The organism is Rhizobium sp. NPDC090279 (genome assembly GCF_044769665.1).
Lineage (GTDB): Bacteria > Pseudomonadota > Alphaproteobacteria > Rhizobiales > Rhizobiaceae > Rhizobium.
Genome location: NZ_JBIVYI010000009.1, coordinates 171,450 through 190,492 on the forward strand (window position 1 = coordinate 171,450; position 19,043 = coordinate 190,492).

Here is a 19,043-nt window from a genome sequence, read left to right on the forward strand (position 1 = left end):
GAATGTATGGGCACCCCCATTCCACACGTAAGGCATGGGATTGTCCGGGAGAAATCCGGATCGTTCCGCCCGGTGGCATTCTCGAAGAGGGTGCTGTTCGCCTTGCGGAGGTTCAACCGGAAAAGGATACAAAGGCATGGCATTGCCCGATTTTTCTATGCGCCAGCTTCTCGAAGCAGGTGTTCACTTCGGCCACCAGACGCATCGCTGGAACCCGAAGATGAAGCCGTACATTTTCGGCGATCGTAACAACATTCACATCATCGACCTCGCGCAGACGGTTCCGTTGCTGAGCCGCGCCCTGCAGGTTGTCAGCGACACCGTTGCCCGTGGCGGCCGCGTTCTGTTCGTCGGCACCAAGCGTCAGGCGTCTGAACTGATCGCCGACAGCGCAAAGCGCTCGGCTCAGTACTACGTCAACGCCCGCTGGCTCGGCGGCATGATGACCAACTGGAAGACGATCTCCAACTCGATCCAGCGTCTGCGCAAGCTCGACGAGATCCTCTCCGGCGAAGCCCAGGGCTTCACTAAGAAGGAGCGTCTGAACCTTGAGCGCGAGCGCGAAAAGCTCGACAAGGCCCTCGGTGGTATCAAGGACATGGGCGGCACGCCGGACCTGATGTTCATCATCGACACCAACAAGGAAAAGATCGCGATCGACGAAGCCAAGCGCCTCGGCATCCCGGTCGTCGCCATCATCGACTCGAACTGCGATCCGGACCTGATCGACTATCCGATCCCGGGCAACGACGACGCTTCGCGCGCCATCGCTCTTTACTGCGACCTGATCGCGCGCGCTGCCATCGACGGCATTGCTCGCCAGCAGGGTGCATCCGGTCGTGACCTCGGCGCTGCCGAGGAAGCTCCGATCGAGCCGACCCTGGCGGACGGCACCGAAGCCTGATCGCGCCAAGAGGCGGACGGACTGTCGTCCGCCCAGGCGCAATGACATCCGGGATAAGGCCGTTTGCGACTTCAACAAGTTCGAGCGGCCTTATCGCGTTTTGCATAACGCCTTGCCTGGGCGGTAAATCCAGGCATGTTCCAATCAAGAATTCCAGAGTGTGACGCGGCTTCATAACGCTGTCATACTTACGGGTACATTTCGTCCCTCAAATCGGTGCCGCCTCGGCTCAAAACCGCTTGCCGCACCGTATGAACCGACAAAGAGGAAGCTTATGACCGAGATTACGGCTGCACTGGTGAAGGAACTGCGCGAAAAGTCTGGCGCAGGCATGATGGACTGCAAGAAGGCGCTGATCGAAACCAACGGCGATATCGAAGCCGCGATCGACTGGCTGCGCGCCAAGGGCATCTCCAAGGCCGACAAGAAGTCCGGCCGCACCGCCGCTGAAGGCTTGGTCGCCATTGCCGGCGCCGGTCACAAGGCCGTTGTTGTCGAGCTTAATTCCGAAACCGACTTCGTTGCCCGTAACGATGCCTTCCAGGACCTCGCTCGCGGCATCGCCGAAGTTGCGCTGTCCACCGACGGTACGGTCGAAGCCATTTCGGCTGCGACCTATCCCGCATCCGGCAAGCCGGTCGCCGACACCATCAAGGACGCGATCGCAACCATCGGCGAGAACATGACGCTTCGTCGTGCGGCCAAGCTGGAAGTCGAGCACGGCGTCGTGGCGACCTACATCCACAACGCTGCCGGCGACGGTATCGGCAAGCTCGGCGTTCTGGTCGCCCTGAAGTCGGTCGGTGACAAGGCCGTTCTGACGTCGATCGGCCGTCAGGTTGCCATGCACATTGCTGCTACCAACCCGCTGGCTATCCGCGCCGAAGTAGTCTATGCCGCAGTCGCCGAGCGCGATCGCAACGTCTTCATCGAGCAGTCCCGCGAATCCGGCAAGCCGGAAGCCATCATCGAAAAAATGGTGGAAGGCCGCATGCGCAAGTTCTTCGAGGAAGTCGCTCTTCTCTCGCAGGCCTTCGTCATCAATCCGGACCTGACGGTCGGTGCTGCCATCAAGGAAGCTGAAAAGACCGCCGGCGCCGCGATCGAAGTCGTCGGCATGGCCCGTCTGCTGCTCGGCGAAGGCGTCGAGAAGGAAGAATCCGACTTCGCTGCCGAAGTTGCCGCTGTCGCCAAGGGCTGATTAGCAAAAAGAAATCATATCCCGGATTGGTGAAACCATATCAGGGAAAACGTATGGGCATCGCGTGACAACGCGGTGCCCTTCGTGTATCCGGCTTTCACAATCATCCCCCGCGATCACTTCAAGGAGCCACGATGTCTCAGCCGATCTACAAGCGCGTACTGCTCAAGGCCTCCGGCGAAGCCCTTATGGGCAGTCAGGGATTCGGTATCGACGTGACCGTTTCCGACCGGATTGCCTCCGATATCGCGGAAGCGCGTGCAATGGGCGTTGAAGTCGGCGTGGTCGTCGGCGGCGGCAACATCTTCCGCGGCGTCGCCGTGGCCTCCAAGGGTGGTGATCGCGTAACCGGCGACCATATGGGCATGCTCGGAACCGTCATCAACGCGCTGGCGCTCGCGACCTCGCTGCGCAAGCTCGATATCGACACCGTCGTACTGTCGGCCATTTCCATGCCGGAAATCTGCGAGAGCTTCTCGCAGCGCGCCACGCTTTATCATCTTTCGCTCGGCCGCGTGGTGATCTTCGCCGGCGGCACGGGCAATCCGTTCTTTACCACCGATTCGGCAGCCGCATTGCGCGCAGCGGAGATGGGTGCGCAGGCGATCTTCAAGGGTACGCAGGTCGACGGCATCTATTCCGCCGATCCGAAGAAGTTTCCCGATGCCGAGCGTTTCGAACATCTGACCCATAGCCAGGTGCTTGAGAAGGGATTGGCCGTGATGGACGTGGCCGCCGTAGCCCTTGCTCGGGAAAACTCGATTCCGATCATTGTTTTTTCCATTCACGAGAAGGGCGGTTTCGCGGAAATCTTGACCGGCGGCGGCCGCAAGACCATCGTATCAGACAATTGACATTCCTGTGGCGCCGGGCCGCCTCGGCGTCGCCTTTTTACAGGGGAGTATAGACATGAGTGACGGCACAGACCTCAAGGAACTGAAGCGCCGCATGGATGGCGCCATCGCTGCATTCAAGAGCGACATCGCCTCGCTGCGCACCGGGCGCGCATCCGCCAACATCCTCGATCCGGTCACGATCGAGGCCTATGGCTCGCGCATGCCGCTGAACCAGGTTTCGAACATCACCGTCCCGGAACCGCGCATGTTGTCCGTATCGGTTTGGGACAAGTCGATGGTGGGTGCCGTCGAGCGTGCGATCCGCGAATCCAATCTTGGCCTCAATCCCATCATCGATGGCCAGAACCTGCGCATTCCGCTGCCGGAACTCAATGAAGAGCGCCGCCGTTCGCTCGTCAAGGTCGCTCACGAATATGCCGAGAAAGCCAAGGTGGCGATTCGCCACGTTCGTCGCGACGGCATGGACGGTCTCAAAAAGGCCGAAAAGGATGGCGTAATCGGCCAGGATGAGAGCCGATCCCTCTCCGAGCGTGTGCAGAAGATGACAGATGAGACGATTTCGGAAGTCGACCGCTTGCTAGCCGATAAAGAAAAGGAAATCATGCAGGTCTGATCGTATGCTGGGGACATCACGCTTTCGATTTGGAAACATTGAAAGCGGTGATTGCGCCCTAGATTACGAGGCCAGAGCATCTTTTCGCCGAACGAAACCGGACCCATATGTCAGCTCCTACGTTCTCTGTCGTACCCGAACACGTTGCCATCATTATGGACGGCAACGGTCGCTGGGCCAATGCGCGCGGCCTGCCGCGCACCATGGGTCATCGCAAGGGAGTGGAGGCGGTTCGTGAGACAGTGCGGGCGGCTGGCGATATCGGCATAAAATACCTCACGCTTTTCGCCTTCTCTTCGGAGAACTGGCGCCGTCCCGAGGCGGAGGTGAGTGATCTCCTCGGCCTTCTCAAGGCCTTCATCCGGCGGGACTTGGCCGAACTTCATCGCCAAAATGTGCGCATCCGAGTCATCGGCGACCGTACCGGCCTGCGCGGCGATATCCTGCCCTTGCTGATCGAGGCGGAAGAGACCACCAGGAACAATACGGCCCTGACACTGGTCATTGCCTTCAACTACGGTTCGCGCGACGAGATCACGCGAGCCTTCGTAAGCCTCGCCAAGGATGTCGAGGCCGGGCGGTTGCGCCCGCAGGACATCACTCCGGAACTGGTCGATGCCCGTCTGGACACCGCCGGCATTCCCGATCCGGATCTCATTATCCGGACGAGCGGCGAGGAGCGGCTCTCGAACTTCCTGCTCTGGCAGGCCGCCTATTCGGAATTCATGTTCGTGCCGGACTACTGGCCCGATTTCAGCCGCGATCTCTTCTTCTCCGCACTGGAGAAATATGCTGCGCGCGACCGGCGCTTTGGCGGCCTTTCCGCCAAGCAGGCGGCCGTGGGGTCTTGATGAGCCGCGAACTCAGGCTGCGCATCATCTCCGGCATCATTCTCGCAGTCATCGTTCTTGCGGCGACATGGTATGGCGGTTCGGCCTTTCGCCTCCTGGCTGCCGTGATCGGCCTGCTCGTCTATTATGAATGGTCGACGATATCGGATCTGCACGGTCGCGATCCTCAAGGGAACGCGCTTGGCTGGCTTGGGCTGGTACTGATCGCCGGTGCGACGGCCTTAAGCGAGTCCGTCTATTCCATCGAGGTTCTGCTCGCCTTCGTCGCAGTTACGGCGATCATGGTCGCCGCTCGTGGCAAGAGCTGGTGGCTGCCGGGAGGCATATTCTATTCCGGACTGACGGCGATTGCCCTTGCGGAGATCCGCGACGATGATTTTCGCGGTTTCGTGCTGATGCTGTTCGTTCTTGCCACGGTGTGGGCAACGGACATCTTTGCCTATTTCGTCGGTCGCGCCATTGGTGGGCCGAAACTGGCGCCGCGGATATCGCCGGGCAAGACATGGTCGGGTGCGATCGGCGGCGCGATTGCGGCCGTCATCGCGGGAACGGCGGTGGTCTGGAGCTTCTTTTCCGCCGATAATCTGCGGATTCCCGTTCTTGCCCTGGTGCTTTCCGTTTGCAGCCAGATCGGCGACCTGTTCGAGTCGTTCATCAAGCGCAAGTTCGGCGTGAAAGACTCAAGCCATCTGATTCCCGGCCATGGCGGCGTCATGGATCGGGTCGATGGACTAATTTTTGCTTGTTTTGCAGCGTTTTTGTTGGCTATCGTAATATCGCTGACAATGAGCGGCGAGACCTTTTCATTGGGCGGCGTTCTGCTCGGGGTCGGATACTAACACGAACAGGATCGTTGCATGGGTAGCGCGGCTGGCTTCATCGGTTTCTTGACGAACAACGTCATCACGTTTGTCTTCGTGCTGTCGTTGCTCGTTTTTGTGCACGAAATGGGCCATTATCTGGTCGGCCGCTGGTCAGGCATCCGCATCATGGCATTCTCGATCGGTTTCGGGCCGGAGATTGCCGGATTTACTGACAGGCACGGCACGCGCTGGAAGCTTTCCCTCATTCCGCTCGGCGGCTACGTGCGATTCTTCGGTGACGAGGACGCCTCCAGCAAGACTGACGTGGATCAGCTCTCGGCGATGACGGAGGAGGAGCGCGCCCAATCCTTTGCCGGGGCCAAGCTCTGGAAGCGGGCCGCAACCGTTGCAGCGGGTCCGATCGCCAATTTCCTTCTCGCCATTGCGATCTTCGCAGTTCTTTTCAGCATTTACGGCCGCACGGTCGCCGATCCTGTCGTCGCCATGGTGACGCGCGACGGCGCTGCTGCCGAGGCCGGCATCGAGCCGGGAGACCGCCTGATTGCCGTCGATGGCAACAAAGTGACGACTTTCGATGAAGTGCAGCGCTATGTCGGGCTGCGCCCGGGCCGTACCATTGTGCTGACCGTCGACCGGGATGGCCAGAATCGGGATTTCCGGATCGTCCCGAAATTGGTCGAGGACACCGATCAGTTCGGCAACAAGATGGAGATGGGCCGCATCGGCATTGCGCTCGTCGATCCCGTCGTGACCGCTGTGGAGCCGGCTGGGCCGGCGGCAAAGGCCGGCGTGCAGGCGGGAGATCGGCTGATTGCGGTCGATGGCAACAATGCCGCCACCTATTATGATATCGGTCGTTATATCGCCGATCGCCCTGGCAAAGGCATCGTGCTGACCATACAGCGCAATGACGTGATCCGCGATTTCCCGATAGTGACCGAGACGTTGGTGGGTACGGATGCATCCGGCAACAAGAAGGATGTTGGCAGCATCGGCATTGCGCCGATCGATCCGCTGGTCGCATCAATCGGTTCCGACAGTCCGGCGCAGACGGCGGGTCTTGAGCTCGGTGACCGTATTCTTTCTGTGGACGGGCGAGAGATCGGCACCATCGGCGAAGTGCAGCGTTATGCGGCGACCCATGCCGACAAGCCCATGACGTTGTCGGTCGAACACAACGGCCAGACGCGCGACGTGACGGTGACGCCGAGAAAGTCGGAAGAGACCGATGTCTTCGGCGCCCGGACGGAAATAGCCACGATCGGCATCGGTGATGGCCAGAAGCCGATCAGGCTGCGTTACGAGGCCTACGGGCCGCTGCAGGCGCTTGCCGAGGGTGTGAAGCAGACTGGCAGCATCGTTTCCGGCACTTTCGAATATATCGGCAATGTCATCGGCGGCTATATGAAGGCCGATCAGCTCGGTGGCCCGATTCGGGTTGCGCAACTTTCCGGGCAGATGGCAACTCTGGGCTTTTCTGCGGTGCTCCAATTCGCCGCCATACTTTCTGTTTCAATAGGGTTATTAAATTTGATGCCGGTTCCGGTACTTGATGGCGGCCATCTGATGTTCTATGCGATTGAAGCCGTAAGGGGAAAACCTCTGGGTGCACGGGCGCAGGATATCGCTTTCCGGATCGGATTTGCGATGGTGCTCTCGCTCATGGTGTTTGCGACCTGGAACGATATTAGTTCCAGATTAGGCTAGTCGGCGACGAGAGGAAATTACGATTTATTTACGATGTTTCAAAGCCGTAGTGGCGAATGGGCCACGCTTTGAAATGAAGTAAACAGAAATTAACGTGCTCCCTTGCTTGTATGTCAAAAGCGGGTAAAACGACACACGTGGCCGGAATCGGGTTCGCTCGGGGCTGGGGACGATTGAAAAAAAGGTAAGAAGTGAAATGAAGGCTGGTTCAAAATTTTTGAACGCAGTGTCGGCGGTAGCGCTGTCTGCAGGTGTTGTTGCGTCGGGCGCTGGTGTGATCACCCTTGCCTCTGTTTCAGTCGCGGAAGCAGCTGTCATTCAGCGGGTCGACGTTCGCGGAGCTGAACGTGTCGGCGCAACGGCTGTTCGGGATAACATCTCGATTAAGCCCGGTAAGAACTTCTCCCCCAGTGACATCGACGCTTCAGTGAAGCAGCTTTATGCCACTGGATATTTCTCCGATGTCCACATTACCGTTTCGGGCAGCACGCTGGTCGTGTCGGTCAGCGAAAACAAGCTGGTCAACGCCGTGGTCTTCAACGGTAACCGCAAGATCAAGGACGACAAGCTTCAGGGCATCGTCCAGACCCATGCGGCAGGCCCGTACAATGAAGCGACCGTCCAGGCCGACATCAAGACCATCCGGGATGCCTATGCATCCATCGGACGTAACGATGTGCAGGTGACGACGCAGACCGCCGAGGTCTCGCCGGGCCGTCTGAACGTGGCCTTCGTCATCAACGAAGGCGATCGCACCAAGATCGACAAGATCAATTTTTCGGGCAACCAGGCCTATGGCAGCGGTCGCCTTGCTTCGGTCATCAGCACGAAGAAGAGCAACTTCCTGTCGTTCCTGACGCGCAAGGACGTCTACAGCGCCGACCGGCTGCAGGGCGACCAGGATCAGCTGCGCCAGTTCTACTACAACCATGGCTATGCTGATTTCCGCATCGTCAGCGCCGATGCGACGCTGAACGAGCAGAACAACGAATACACGCTGAACTTCAACGTCGATGAAGGTCCGCGCTACACCTACGGCGACGTCAATGTCATCTCGACCGTCGAAGGCATCAATGCCGACGAGCTGAAGGGCCTTGTCATCACCCACAAGGGCGATGTCTACAGCGCCAAGGATATCCAGACCTCGATCGAGAACATTTCCAAGCGCGTCGCGGCGGCCGGTTATCCGTTTGCCCGCATTACGCCGCGCGGCAATCGTGATCTCACGGGTCACACCATCGGCATCGAATATCTGGTCGACCAGGGCGAGCGCGCCTATGTCGAGCGTATCGAAATCCGCGGCAACACCCGCACGCGCGATTACGTCATTCGCCGCGAGTTCGACCTCAACGAAGGCGATGCCTTCAACCAGGAAATGATCACGCGCGCCAAGCGTCGCCTTGATGCGCTCGGCTACTTCACCAAGGTCGACATCACCACGGCACAGGGTAGCGCTCCGGACCGCGTGATTGTTATCGTCAACGTCGAAGATCAGCCGACGGGCTCGTTCGGCATCGGCGCCGGTTACGCTGTCGGCAACAACGGTGGTCTGCTTCTGGAAGCCTCGGTCGAAGAAAAGAACTTCCTCGGTCGCGGTCAGTACATCCGTCTCGCCGCAGGCGCCGGCACGGAAGGCAACCGTACCTACAACATCTCGTTCACCGAGCCCTATTTCCTCGGTTATCGTCTGGCTGCCGGTTTCGACATCTTCAAGAACCAGACGTCGAGCGCGGACTACTATGATTATTCGGAAGAAGGCTTCTCGCTGCGCGTGACCGCGCCGATCACCGAGAACCTGGCGACCACCCTGCGCTATAACTACAAGCGCCTGACCTACGACGGCACGAACGATTGGCAGGACAATCTTTCGCGTGCGTATGTCAATCTTATTGAGAACGGTCCCTGGACCCAGTCAACGGTTTCGCAAACCTTCACCTACAACACGCTGGACGACCAGAATCTGCCGCGTGAAGGTATCATCGCCAAGTTCACGCATGAATTTGCGGGGCTGGGCGGCGACTCCAACTTCTACAAGCTGAGTGGCAAGGCTCGTTACTACAAGATGATCAGCGACGAAGCCGATATCATCGGCTCGATAACGGTCGGTGCTGGTTATGTGATGCCGACGGACGGCAAGCTGAACGTCTTCGACCAGTTCACGCTGGGTGGCCGTGAAATCCGCGGCTTCCAGAATGCTGGTATCGGTCCGCGTGTGGGCAATAACGACAACAATCCGCTCGGTGGCACGACTTACTTTACTGCTTCGGCTGAAGCGAGCATGCCGATGCCGGGCATACCGCAGGATATCGGTCTGCGTGTCGCAGCTTTCGCGGACGCGGGTACGCTCTACGGTAACAAGGCGAATTCCTTCGGCGATTCGGTTTTCAACGACAGCTCCATCCGCGCCTCGCTCGGTGCCGGTCTGATCTGGTCGTCGCCGTTCGGTGTCATCCGTGTCGACTATGCTGTGCCGGTTCTCAAGCAGGATTACGACCAGGTTGAGAATTTCCGGTTTGGCATCGCCAACCAGTTCTGATATCGGCAGTCCAGAACTGCGGGCTTGAACACCGTTCTGGAGCTGGTGCTTATGGAACATACTGGTTTTTTCCCGCCCCATGGTGGCATCAGCTTGAAAAAGCTGGCTGAACATCTTGGGGCGGAACTTGCTGATACGGCCTCTTCGGAGGTCGTTATCAGATCTATCGCTCCCGTCTATCGCGCGGGCGAGGGTGACATTTGCTATATCCTTTCCCGAAAGAATCGGGCCGAGCTGGAGACCTGCAAGGCTTCGGCTATCATTTGCCTTCCGGCACTGAAATCTTTCGTCCCTGATCATATTCCGGTGCTTCTGTCGAAGAAGCCGCATACGGATTTCGCGATTGTCGGTGGCTTGCTGCATCCACAAGCCATGCGGCCGATTGCGTTCACGTCGAATTCGGGAACGATTTCGCCTGCTGCCACGATCGATGCGACTGCGAAGCTGGAGGCCAATATCGGCGTCGAGCCGGGTGCGATCATCGGTCCTGGTGCGGAAATCGGCGAGGGGACGTATATCGGCCCCAATGCTCTTATCGGACCGGGCGTCAAAATCGGGCGCAATTGCAGCATCGGCGGGGGGGCGAGCGTGCTCTGCGCCTATCTCGGTAATGGCGTCATCGTCCATAATGGTGCGCGCATCGGCCAGGATGGTTTCGGCTATGCGCCAGGGCCGCGCGGCATGGTCAAGATCGTGCAGATCGGGCGTGTCATCATCCAGGACAATGTCGAGATCGGCGCCAATACGACGATCGATCGCGGCACCATGGACGATACCGTGATCGGCGAAGGCACCAAGATCGACAATCAGGTTCAGATCGGACATAACGTCCGCATCGGTCGTCACTGTGCTATCGTCAGCCAGGTCGGTATCGCCGGCAGCACGGTGATCGGTGATGGCGTGCAGATCGGCGGTCAGGCGGGTCTAAACGGGCATATCCACATTGGCGACGGCGCGCAGATCGGTGCCAAGAGCGGCGTGATGAACAGCATCCCGGCGGGCGAGCGCTATGCAGGTCTCCCGGCGCGGCCGCTTTGGGATTTTCTAAGGGAATCGGCGGAGATCGCAAAGCGGTCAGGAGCTAGAGAAAAGAAAGACGGGAGTGCGGAGCATGACTGAAGGAGCCAAGACCTCGTTGTCATCGGCTGACGTTCTGGAAATTATGAAGCTTTTGCCGCATCGCTACCCCTTCCTGATGGTCGACAAGATCATCGAGATCGATGGCGACAATTCCGCGATCGGCATCAAGAACGTGACGGCCAACGAGCCGCAATTCACCGGGCACTTCCCGGAATCGCCTATCATGCCGGGTGTGCTGCTCATCGAGGGCATGGCGCAGACTGCCGGCGCCATCTGCGCCCGCAAGGATGGCATCGGCGGCAATCTCGTCTACTTCATGACGATCGATAATGCCCGCTTCCGCAGGCCGGTTGTGCCGGGCGACCGCGTCGAATTCCACGTCGTCAAGCAGAAGCAGCGCGGGACCATCTGGAAATTCCATTGTGATGCCAAGGTCGATGGTTCTCTGGTCGCCGAGGCCGATATCGGTGCGATGATCGTACGGAAGGATCAGGAGCAGGCATGAGCAGCATTGCAAGAAGCGCCCGCATCCACAAGCAGGCGGTCGTCGAGGATGGTGCAGTCATCGGCGAAGACGTGACGATCGGACCGTTCTGCTATGTCGGTCCCAAGGTGGTGCTGCATGACAATGTTCAGCTGCTCAATAATGCCGTTGTGACCGGACGGACCACGATCGGCAAGGGAACGAAGATCTTTCCGATGGCCGTTGTCGGCGGCGATCCGCAGAGCGTGCATCACGGCGGCGAAGAGACGACGCTGGATGTCGGTGAGAATTGCACGATCCGCGAAGGCGTGACCATCAATACCGGTACCGCGGATTACGGCGGCAAGACGATTGTCGGCAATAGCAACCTGTTCCTCGCCAATTCGCATGTGGCTCACGATTGCCGCATCGGCAACAATGTCATCATGTCGAACAATGTCATGTTGGCAGGGCATGTGGTCGTCGAAGACCGGGCCATTCTTGGCGGCGGCTGCGCTGTGCATCAGTTCACACGCATCGGCCGACAGGCCTTCATCGGCGGCCTTTCGGCTGCAAGCTATGATGTCATTCCCTACGGCATGTTGAACGGCAACCCTGGCGTACTCTCGGGCCTCAATATTGTCGGCATGTCGCGCGCCGGCATAGACCGCGCTGTCATTCACAGGGTTCGACGCGCCTACAAGAGCATCTTCGAGGGCGAAGGTTCGATCCGTGACAACGCCGCGGCGATCCGCGACGAATATGCCGATTGCAAGGAAGTGGTCGAGATCCTCGATTTCATTGCAGCCGATAGCGACCGTGCGCTGTCGTCGCCCAATCGCGGCAAGAGCTGACGTGGTTTCGGCCGGCCAAAACGGCGACGGCAGGCTGGCGATCATCGCAGGCAGTGGGCTTTTGCCTGTTTATGTCGCCGACGCCGCCCGGCAGGCCGGCGAAGACCCCGTCATCATCGCATTGACCGATGAGGCGGACCGTGATTGGTCCGCTTTTGATCATGCCAATCTCGGCGTCGGTAATTTTTCAGGCCTTGAAGCCACGTTTCGGCGCTATGGCGTTGACCGGGTCGTCATGTCCGGCGGCGTCGCCCGTCGCCCGCCTTGGCGCGAGATTCATCCGACCTGGCGCGTGATCAGGGAATTGCCCTTGACCATTCGAACACTTCTTTCCGGTGGTGACAATGCTGTGCTGCAGATGGTCATTCGCCTGATCGAGGCCGGCGGTGTCCGCGTCGTGGGTGCGCATGAAATCGCCCCCGATCTCTTGGCGACGACCGGCCCTCTTGGGAAAATCTCGCCAGCGGACGAGGATCTGCGCGATATTGCGCAGGGCGCCAAGGCTGCAGACGCGCTCGGGCTTCTGGATGTCGGGCAGGGCGCCGTCAGCGTCGGCGGCCGTGTTGTCGCATTGGAAGGCGCAGAAGGCACCGACAAGATGATCGAACGGGTTGCCGAGCTGCGCGCCGCCGGGCGCATCTCGACCCGACGTCGCGGTGTTCTCGTCAAGCTCTGCAAGCCGCAACAGGATGTCCGGGCCGATTTGCCATCGATTGGCGTCTCTACAGTGTTGAACGCCAAGAAGGCTGGGCTGGCAGGTGTTGCCGTCGAAGCAGGAAGAGCGTTGATCCTCGACCGGCAGGCGGTGATCGCCGCTGCCGACGAGGCCGGCATTTTCATCTGCGGAATTGATCGGGGCCTGAGTGCGGAGGGCTTTATGTGAGCGCTGCGCCCTTGAAACTTGCCGTCGTCGCCGGAGAGGTCTCCGGCGATCTGCTGGGAGGCGATCTCGCCGCCGCCCTGAAGCGGCGTTACGGCGGCCCGGTCGAGCTGGTGGGCGTCGGCGGTGAAGCTCTGGAGGCGCAGGGTCTGCGCTCGCTCTTCGATTATTCCGAACTTTCGATCATGGGCTTCATTCAAGTCATCAAACGGCTGCCGAAATTGCTTGCGCGCATCAGGCAGACGGCGGATGCGATCATCGCCGCAAAGCCGGACGTGCTCCTGATCATCGACAGCCCTGATTTCACCCATCGCGTGGCGAAGCGGGTGCGCAAGGCTCTGCCCGATCTGCCGATCGTCAATTACGTCTGTCCCAGCGTCTGGGCGTGGAAGGAATATCGTGCGCAGAAGATGCTTGCCTATGTCGACCATGTGCTGGCTGTCCTCCCCTTCGAACCTGCCGCCATGGAGCGCCTGGATGGTCCGGCTACCACTTATGTCGGCCATCGCCTGACGGTCGATGCCGATCTGCTGGAGACGCGTCGCCAGCGTACCCTGCGCGGCCTGGCTGGCCCTGATGCGCAGAAAACGATCCTGCTTCTGCCCGGATCACGCGCATCGGAGATCCGGCAACTCCTACCGGTTTTTGAGCGGGCTACCGAAGAACTGAGCCGGCGAAATGATAATGTTCGCTACCTGCTGCCGACCGTGCCAAAGCAGGAGGCGCTCGTGCGCTCGCTGATCGAGAGCTGGAGTGCCAAGCCGGAGATTCTCATTGGTCAGGACGCAAAATGGCAAGCCTTCGCGCGGGCGGATGCCGCCATGGCCGCGTCAGGTACGGTAATCCTGGAATTGGGTCTTGCCGGCGTTCCTGTGGTTTCGACCTACAAGACGGAGTGGCTGGCGAGATTCGTGATGTCGCGTATCAAGGTCTGGACGGCGGCCCTGCCGAACCTGATTGCCGACTACGCCGTGCTGCCCGAGCTCATCAACGATGTTTTACGGCCGGGACTGCTCGCCCGTTATATGGAGCGCCTGTCAAGCGACAGTCCCGAACGCCGAGCAATGCTTGCGGGCTACGATCTGGTCTGGCAGCGCATGCAGACCGAGGAGCCGCCAGGCGACAAGGCGGCGGCGATCATTCTGGCGGTCGTATCCAATAAAAAAACCGGTCATCTCTGACCGGTTTTTTGTTTCAACTCCAAAGCTTAGCGCTTGGAAACAGGCACGTATTCGCGCAGCGGCGCTCCGGTGTAGAGCTGGCGCGGACGACCGATGCGCTGATGCGGGTCTTCGATCATTTCGTTCCACTGTGCGATCCAGCCGACGGTGCGGGCAAGAGCGAACAGCACGGTGAACATGGTCGTGGGGAAGCCGAGAGCCTTCAGCGTGATGCCGGAATAGAAGTCGACGTTCGGGTAGAGCTTCTTTTCGATGAAATATTCATCGGTGAGTGCGATGCGCTCCAGCTCGATCGCGATATCGAGCAGCGGATCGTCCTTGATGCCGAGTTCACCGAGAACTTCGTGCGCCGTCTTCTGCATGATTTTGGCACGCGGGTCGTAGTTCTTGTAGACGCGGTGGCCAAAGCCCATCAGGCGGAACGGGTCGTTCTTGTCCTTCGCACGGGCGATATATTCCGGAATGCGGTCGACGGAGCCGATTTCGCTGAGCATGTTCAGCGCGGCTTCGTTGGCGCCGCCATGAGCCGGGCCCCAGAGGCAGGCAATGCCTGCGGCGATACAGGCAAACGGATTGGCGCCCGAAGAGCCTGCAAGGCGGACTGTCGAGGTCGAGGCATTCTGCTCGTGGTCGGCATGCAGGATGAAGATGCGGTCCATGGCGCGCGCAAGCACCGGATTGACCACATACTCTTCGCAGGGAACAGCAAAGCACATGCGCAGGAAGTTCGACGCATAGTCGAGGTCGTTCTTCGGATAAACGAAGGGCTGGCCGATATGGTACTTGTAGGCCATGGCGGCGAGCGTCGGCATCTTGGCGATCATGCGCAGGCTTGCAACCATGCGCTGGTGCGGATCGGTGATGTCGGTCGAGTCGTGATAGAAGGCCGAGAGAGCACCGACGCAGCCGCACATGACGGCCATCGGATGCGCGTCGCGGCGGAAGCCGGTGAAAAAGCGCGACATCTGCTCGTGCACCATCGTGTGATGGGTCACACGATGATCGAAGTCCTTCTTCTGCGCTGCCGTCGGCAGTTCGCCGTAGAGAAGGAGGTAGCATACCTCGAGGAAATCGCCGTGTTCGGCCAGCTGATCGATCGGATAGCCGCGATGCAGCAGAACGCCTTCGTCGCCATCAATATAGGTGATGCTGGACTCGCACGACGCGGTGGAGGTGAAGCCAGGATCGTAAGTGAAAGTGGAGGTGTTCTTATAAAGGGCACCAATATCAATGACACTTGGGCCGATGGTTCCGGTCTTGACCGGCAAGTCCACCGTCTTTTCACCCCAAGTTAGTTTCGCGCTTTGTTCCGTCATGCTGATCCTCCAAGATTTGGCGGGATTGACGCCATAAAAAGCGCCAAAAGGTTAAGCGACTACCGACTAGCTATATGATCCAGAGCCTAATGCCAAGTTATCCTAACGCTGAATTGTGCAATGCAGTATCAACTTTAGGGCACTGCAGAAGCGTCATCGATTGTGCTACGCGGCGAAACCGGCCCAATTTAGCTCCGCTCATGCCGATTTCGATTGAATTCATTGTGTGGTGACGGCAAAAATCGCGCGAAAGCTGTAGTTTTGCGTGGGGGCGGCAGCGCGTGCCTAATTTGGAGGCATCTGAGCAACAGGAGAGTGGCCGGGGCGTTGCTGCGCCCCTGCAGCCTCGCCCTGTTGTTGCCACGATTGTTCTCCGTGCCGAAGCAGGACAACGGGAACGGACGCAGGAGCAGGCCCGTCTGACATCGCGGCTGTTGCGGATACTGAGCCGCATTCGTGCCGGTACTCTCACACTGATCGAAGAGGAGGCGGCCCATGGCCGCGCCATCCTGCTCGCGCCGATCTACATGGGCCTCGGCGCGATCTTCTGGTTCAAGGCTGGCAGCGATCCGCCGCCGCAGGCCATTCTTGCAGGCCTGCTGGTCCTTACTGGTGCTTATCTGCTCAGGCGGGAAGCGGGCAGGCTGCTTCGCCATTCGCTTTTCGCCGGCATGCTTCTTTGTCTGGGCATGGCGCTGGCACAATGCGAAAGCTGGAGGGCCTCCACTATCATGCTCGATTCCGCCGTGACGACGACCGTGACTGGTCAGGTCGAGCGACGGGAATCCTATGACAATGGACGCTGGCGCTATGTCGTCCGCGTCGAGGCAACGGAAAAGCCGACCATCCGCCGCTCGCCGGAGCGGGTGACGATCTTCGTGCGCAAGCAGGCGGAGCCGTTTGAACTCGGCGATCGTGTCCAGGGCAGGGCGCGTCTGACGCCTCCGGCGGGACCAGCCTTGCCCGGCCTCAACGATTTCGCCTTCAGTTCCTATTTCAACGGCATCGGCGCGAATGGCTTTGCCTATGGAACGCCGAAACTATTGTCGCCGGCCGGTGATAATGCTGCGGACTCGCCGATCGACAGGGCCGATATCTGGCTTGCCGGCCTGCGCAACAGCATCGGCGACAGGATCAGGCAAACCCTGCCGGGCGATACCGGCGCCTTTGCCGCCGCGCTTGTCACCGATGAGAGACGGGCGATCTCCAAGGATACGACCGAGGCCCTGAGAATTGCCGGCCTGACCCATATCATTGCGATTTCGGGCCTGAACATGGCGCTGTCGGCCGGCATCTTCTATGTCGGCCTGCGCTATCTGTTCAGCCTGTTTCCTGGCGTCGTGCAGGCTTGGCCGACAAAGAAATTCGCGGCCTTCGGCGCACTTGTCACGGTGACGGCGTACTATCTCATCTCCGGCTTCGGCGTCTCCGCTGAGCGGGCTTTCATCATGATGGCGATCATGCTGGTCGCCGTGCTTTTCGATCGGCCATCGCTCAGCCTGCGCAATGTTGCGTTATCCGCTATCGTCATTCTCGTTCTATCGCCGTCGCAGGTGCTCGGCCCGAGTTTTCAGATGTCCTATGCCGCAACGTTGGCGCTGGTGTCTGGCTATTCGCTATGGAAGCGGCGGCGGCATCGCGAAAATATCCTGTCGCGCGCCCGTCTGGTAAGTCCGCTGCTTTTTGTCTCCCGTTTCTTCGGTGGCGTGTTGTCGACTTCTTTCATCGGCGGCGCGTCGACCGCTATCTTCTCCATCGAGCATTTTCACCGATTGGCGACATATGGCCTTGCCGCCAATCTTGCGGCCATGCCGGTGGTCTCCTTCGTCGTCATGCCCTTCGGCATGGCGGCGATGCTGCTTATGCCTCTCGGTCTCGATGCACCCTTTTGGAAGGTCACAGGAGAGGGACTGGAACTCGTCATAGTGATTGCAAGAACAGTAGCCGGCTGGGGAGGTGACATCACCTTCGGTCGTCAGCCCGCCTGGCTGATGCCGACATTCATCGTCGGCTTCCTGGTCATGAGCATATTGCGAACGCGGCTTCGCCATCTCGGCCTGCTATTGCTGCTCGCGTCCGTTGGCGTGGCGGCATTCGGGACCGGTGTGCCGAAGCCCGATCTGATGATTTCCGAGGATGGCGTCCTGGTGGCGCTGCGGCAGGACGATATACTTGTTACCAATCGCGAGAGGCCGCAGGCCTTCATTTTCGAACAATGGCAAAAGGCCCTGGCTGCAGCGGAACATCAGCCGCCGACCATGCTTGCCAACGATAGCCGGCTCCCGCAGATCAGCAAGGCTGATCGCCGTAGGCGATTAAGCGGCGAAGAGCAAAATGCGGTCCGCAAGGCCATGGAAGAGGCGCTCGACCGGACAATGCAGGGAAGTTTCGTCTGCCAGAAAGGCGCATGGTGCATGGCGATGCTCGACAATGGCGCCATATTGGCGACCGTAGAGAATGCGGCCTATCTGCCGTCCGCCTGCGATACCGCAAATATTGTCGTGACGCCGATCCGACTACGATTGGATCGGTGCCGCTCCGGCGCGACACTTATTACCGGCGCCACATTGCGGCGAACGGGATCGATCGAAATGGCGCTCAGTGCCGAAGAGCCCGTCGTTTCCGCGGCATTCCAAGATCCGCAGCGACCATGGACCAGACATCGAACTTATGACTGGCGCACCGACAAATTCGACGCGCTAATCGTGCCGGCGTCACCGGTCAGTGATAGCGCCGAATAAGGCCGACGAGTTTACCCTGGACCTTGACGCGATCCGGTCCAAAGATGCGGGTCTCATAGGCCGGGTTGGCTGCTTCCAGCGCGATCGAGGCGCCCTTGCGACGGAAGCGCTTCAACGTTGCCTCTTCGTCGTCGACGAGCGCTACGACGATATCGCCGGGATTGGCCGTCGTCGAATTGCGGATGATGACCGTATCACCATCGAAAATGCCTGCGTCGATCATCGAGTCTCCGCGAACCTCAAGCGCATAGTGTTCACCGGAGCCGAGCATGTCGGCGGGGACGGTAATATCGTGCGTATTGTTCTGGATGGCGGAAATCGGAACGCCGGCGGCGATGCGGCCCATGACGGGCACGGAGGCTGAGCCGTTATGATCGTCATTCGCGACTTTCGGCGGAGCGGGTGGAGCGACAGGCTGCGGCTTGCCGAGACTGCCCTCGATGACGCTCGGCGAAAAGCCGCGGCGTGGCTGCAAGCTGGGATTATAGGCATCCGGCAGCTTGATGACTTCGAGCGCTCTGGCCCGGTTCGGCAGTCGGCGAATGAAGCCTCGCTCCTCCAGCGCCGTGATCAAACGGTGAATGCCGGATTTGGATGCCAGATCCAGTGCGTCCTTCATCTCGTCGAAAGATGGCGGAACACCGGACTCCTTCATGCGTTCGTGAATGAAGAGAAGCAGTTCCTGCTGCTTGCGCGTCAACATCGTCTTGGAACCCCAGAATCAAGAAAAACGGTGAAACAAATCCAGAACGGACACTATATGTTCCATATGTGTTCCGCAAGTACTTAAATTTCGGTAAAGCCTTGTTGGGCCAGTTAAATAATTACCGCCTGCGAATGGACGGGCTGAGAGCAACAAGGCGCTATATCTGCACTAACATAAGGAAAAATATGCGAAATGCTGCCCGATCCGTTTTCAACGTTCTGTAGGCCAGCCGGTGTTGCGAAGACGTGGATCGATGCGATGTGACATGGCATAAGCCGACCGCGCTGGAGAATCAGTCATCACGTTTGCGAGATTGTACTCCGTCCAGT

16 protein-coding genes are annotated in these 19,043 nt (G+C 59.3%); 14 read left to right on the forward strand and 2 right to left on the reverse strand.

Annotated features, from left to right (window positions below; translation table 11 throughout):
- The first annotated feature begins 136 nt into the window (after positions 1-136).
- The 13 genes from rpsB (at position 137) to lpxB (ending at position 13,951) form a co-directional block, all read left to right on the forward strand.
- The gene (gene rpsB, locus ACIQWP_RS22860) at positions 137-904 is read left to right on the forward strand and encodes a 30S ribosomal protein S2 (RefSeq protein ID WP_402792577.1); all 768 of its coding nucleotides are present in this window, start codon (positions 137-139) and stop codon (positions 902-904) included.
- Positions 905-1,178: 274 nt separating this feature from the next.
- The gene (gene tsf, locus ACIQWP_RS22865; RefSeq protein WP_402792580.1) at positions 1,179-2,105 is read left to right on the forward strand and encodes a translation elongation factor Ts; all 927 of its coding nucleotides are present in this window, start codon (positions 1,179-1,181) and stop codon (positions 2,103-2,105) included.
- Positions 2,106-2,239: 134 nt separating this feature from the next.
- On the forward strand, positions 2,240-2,959 hold the full coding sequence (gene pyrH, locus ACIQWP_RS22870; protein WP_402792583.1) for a UMP kinase: 720 nt from the start codon (positions 2,240-2,242) through the stop codon (positions 2,957-2,959).
- Between the two features lie 55 nt (positions 2,960-3,014).
- Positions 3,015-3,575, forward strand: a complete 561-nt coding sequence (gene frr / locus ACIQWP_RS22875) for a ribosome recycling factor (RefSeq protein WP_402792586.1) — start codon at positions 3,015-3,017, stop codon at positions 3,573-3,575.
- Positions 3,576-3,682: 107 nt separating this feature from the next.
- The gene (locus ACIQWP_RS22880) at positions 3,683-4,426 is read left to right on the forward strand and encodes an isoprenyl transferase (RefSeq protein WP_402792588.1); all 744 of its coding nucleotides are present in this window, start codon (positions 3,683-3,685) and stop codon (positions 4,424-4,426) included.
- Complete coding sequence (locus ACIQWP_RS22885) at positions 4,426-5,265, forward strand: phosphatidate cytidylyltransferase (RefSeq protein ID WP_402792590.1); 840 nt, start codon at positions 4,426-4,428, stop codon at positions 5,263-5,265. Before ACIQWP_RS22880 ends, ACIQWP_RS22885 begins: the two co-directional genes overlap by 1 nt.
- Positions 5,266-5,283: 18 nt before the next feature.
- Positions 5,284-6,957, forward strand: coding sequence for an RIP metalloprotease RseP (gene rseP, locus ACIQWP_RS22890; protein WP_402792592.1), 1,674 nt, complete (start codon positions 5,284-5,286; stop codon positions 6,955-6,957).
- Between the two features lie 196 nt (positions 6,958-7,153).
- Positions 7,154-9,493, forward strand: a complete 2,340-nt coding sequence (gene bamA, locus ACIQWP_RS22895; protein ID WP_402792594.1) for an outer membrane protein assembly factor BamA — start codon at positions 7,154-7,156, stop codon at positions 9,491-9,493.
- A gap of 51 nt (positions 9,494-9,544) precedes the next feature.
- Positions 9,545-10,612 (forward strand): UDP-3-O-(3-hydroxymyristoyl)glucosamine N-acyltransferase, encoded by a 1,068-nt coding sequence (gene lpxD / locus ACIQWP_RS22900; protein ID WP_402792596.1) that lies wholly within the window; start codon positions 9,545-9,547, stop codon positions 10,610-10,612.
- The gene (gene fabZ, locus ACIQWP_RS22905; protein WP_402792598.1) at positions 10,605-11,078 is read left to right on the forward strand and encodes a 3-hydroxyacyl-ACP dehydratase FabZ; all 474 of its coding nucleotides are present in this window, start codon (positions 10,605-10,607) and stop codon (positions 11,076-11,078) included. Before lpxD ends, fabZ begins: the two co-directional genes overlap by 8 nt.
- Positions 11,075-11,890, forward strand: coding sequence for an acyl-ACP--UDP-N-acetylglucosamine O-acyltransferase (gene lpxA / locus ACIQWP_RS22910; protein WP_402792600.1), 816 nt, complete (start codon positions 11,075-11,077; stop codon positions 11,888-11,890). Before fabZ ends, lpxA begins: the two co-directional genes overlap by 4 nt.
- Before the next feature lies 1 nt (position 11,891).
- Positions 11,892-12,773 (forward strand): LpxI family protein, encoded by an 882-nt coding sequence (locus ACIQWP_RS22915; RefSeq protein ID WP_402792602.1) that lies wholly within the window; start codon positions 11,892-11,894, stop codon positions 12,771-12,773.
- Positions 12,770-13,951, forward strand: a complete 1,182-nt coding sequence (lpxB, locus tag ACIQWP_RS22920) for a lipid-A-disaccharide synthase (RefSeq protein ID WP_402792604.1) — start codon at positions 12,770-12,772, stop codon at positions 13,949-13,951. Before ACIQWP_RS22915 ends, lpxB begins: the two co-directional genes overlap by 4 nt.
- Positions 13,952-13,977: 26 nt before the next feature.
- Here lpxB and gltA read toward each other — a convergent pair whose 3' ends face one another.
- Complete coding sequence (gltA, locus tag ACIQWP_RS22925) at positions 13,978-15,267, reverse strand: citrate synthase (RefSeq protein ID WP_402792605.1); 1,290 nt, start codon at positions 15,265-15,267, stop codon at positions 13,978-13,980.
- A gap of 290 nt (positions 15,268-15,557) precedes the next feature.
- Here gltA and ACIQWP_RS22930 point away from each other — a divergent pair, with 290 nt between their 5' ends.
- Positions 15,558-18,008: a ComEC/Rec2 family competence protein gene (locus ACIQWP_RS22930; protein ID WP_402792950.1), complete on the forward strand. Its 2,451-nt coding sequence runs from the start codon at positions 15,558-15,560 to the stop codon at positions 18,006-18,008.
- Here the strand turns inward: ACIQWP_RS22930 and lexA are convergent.
- A complete protein-coding gene (gene lexA, locus ACIQWP_RS22935; protein WP_047633298.1) occupies positions 17,989-18,711 on the reverse strand; it encodes a transcriptional repressor LexA in 723 nt (240 codons plus the stop codon). The two genes, ACIQWP_RS22930 and lexA, sit on opposite strands and share 20 nt — an antisense overlap.
- Positions 18,712-19,043: the final 332 nt, after the last annotated feature.

What these genes read in the sequence shown, in the direction of transcription:
- ACIQWP_RS22880 (WP_402792588.1), top strand. Translation starts at nt 3,683, where the DNA reads ATGTCAGCTCCTACGTTCTCTGTCGTACCCGAACACGTTGCCATCATT.
- rpsB (WP_402792577.1), top strand. Translation starts at nt 137, where the DNA reads ATGGCATTGCCCGATTTTTCTATGCGCCAGCTTCTCGAAGCAGGTGTT.
- ACIQWP_RS22885 (WP_402792590.1), top strand. Translation starts at nt 4,426, where the DNA reads ATGAGCCGCGAACTCAGGCTGCGCATCATCTCCGGCATCATTCTCGCA.
- fabZ (WP_402792598.1), top strand. Translation starts at nt 10,605, where the DNA reads ATGACTGAAGGAGCCAAGACCTCGTTGTCATCGGCTGACGTTCTGGAA.
- lpxD (WP_402792596.1), top strand. Translation starts at nt 9,545, where the DNA reads ATGGAACATACTGGTTTTTTCCCGCCCCATGGTGGCATCAGCTTGAAA.
- frr (WP_402792586.1), top strand. Translation starts at nt 3,015, where the DNA reads ATGAGTGACGGCACAGACCTCAAGGAACTGAAGCGCCGCATGGATGGC.
- rseP (WP_402792592.1), top strand. Translation starts at nt 5,284, where the DNA reads ATGGGTAGCGCGGCTGGCTTCATCGGTTTCTTGACGAACAACGTCATC.
- bamA (WP_402792594.1), top strand. Translation starts at nt 7,154, where the DNA reads ATGAAGGCTGGTTCAAAATTTTTGAACGCAGTGTCGGCGGTAGCGCTG.
- lexA (WP_047633298.1), bottom strand. Translation starts at nt 18,711, where the DNA reads ATGTTGACGCGCAAGCAGCAGGAACTGCTTCTCTTCATTCACGAACGC.
- pyrH (WP_402792583.1), top strand. Translation starts at nt 2,240, where the DNA reads ATGTCTCAGCCGATCTACAAGCGCGTACTGCTCAAGGCCTCCGGCGAA.
- tsf (WP_402792580.1), top strand. Translation starts at nt 1,179, where the DNA reads ATGACCGAGATTACGGCTGCACTGGTGAAGGAACTGCGCGAAAAGTCT.
- gltA (WP_402792605.1), bottom strand. Translation starts at nt 15,267, where the DNA reads ATGACGGAACAAAGCGCGAAACTAACTTGGGGTGAAAAGACGGTGGAC.
- lpxA (WP_402792600.1), top strand. Translation starts at nt 11,075, where the DNA reads ATGAGCAGCATTGCAAGAAGCGCCCGCATCCACAAGCAGGCGGTCGTC.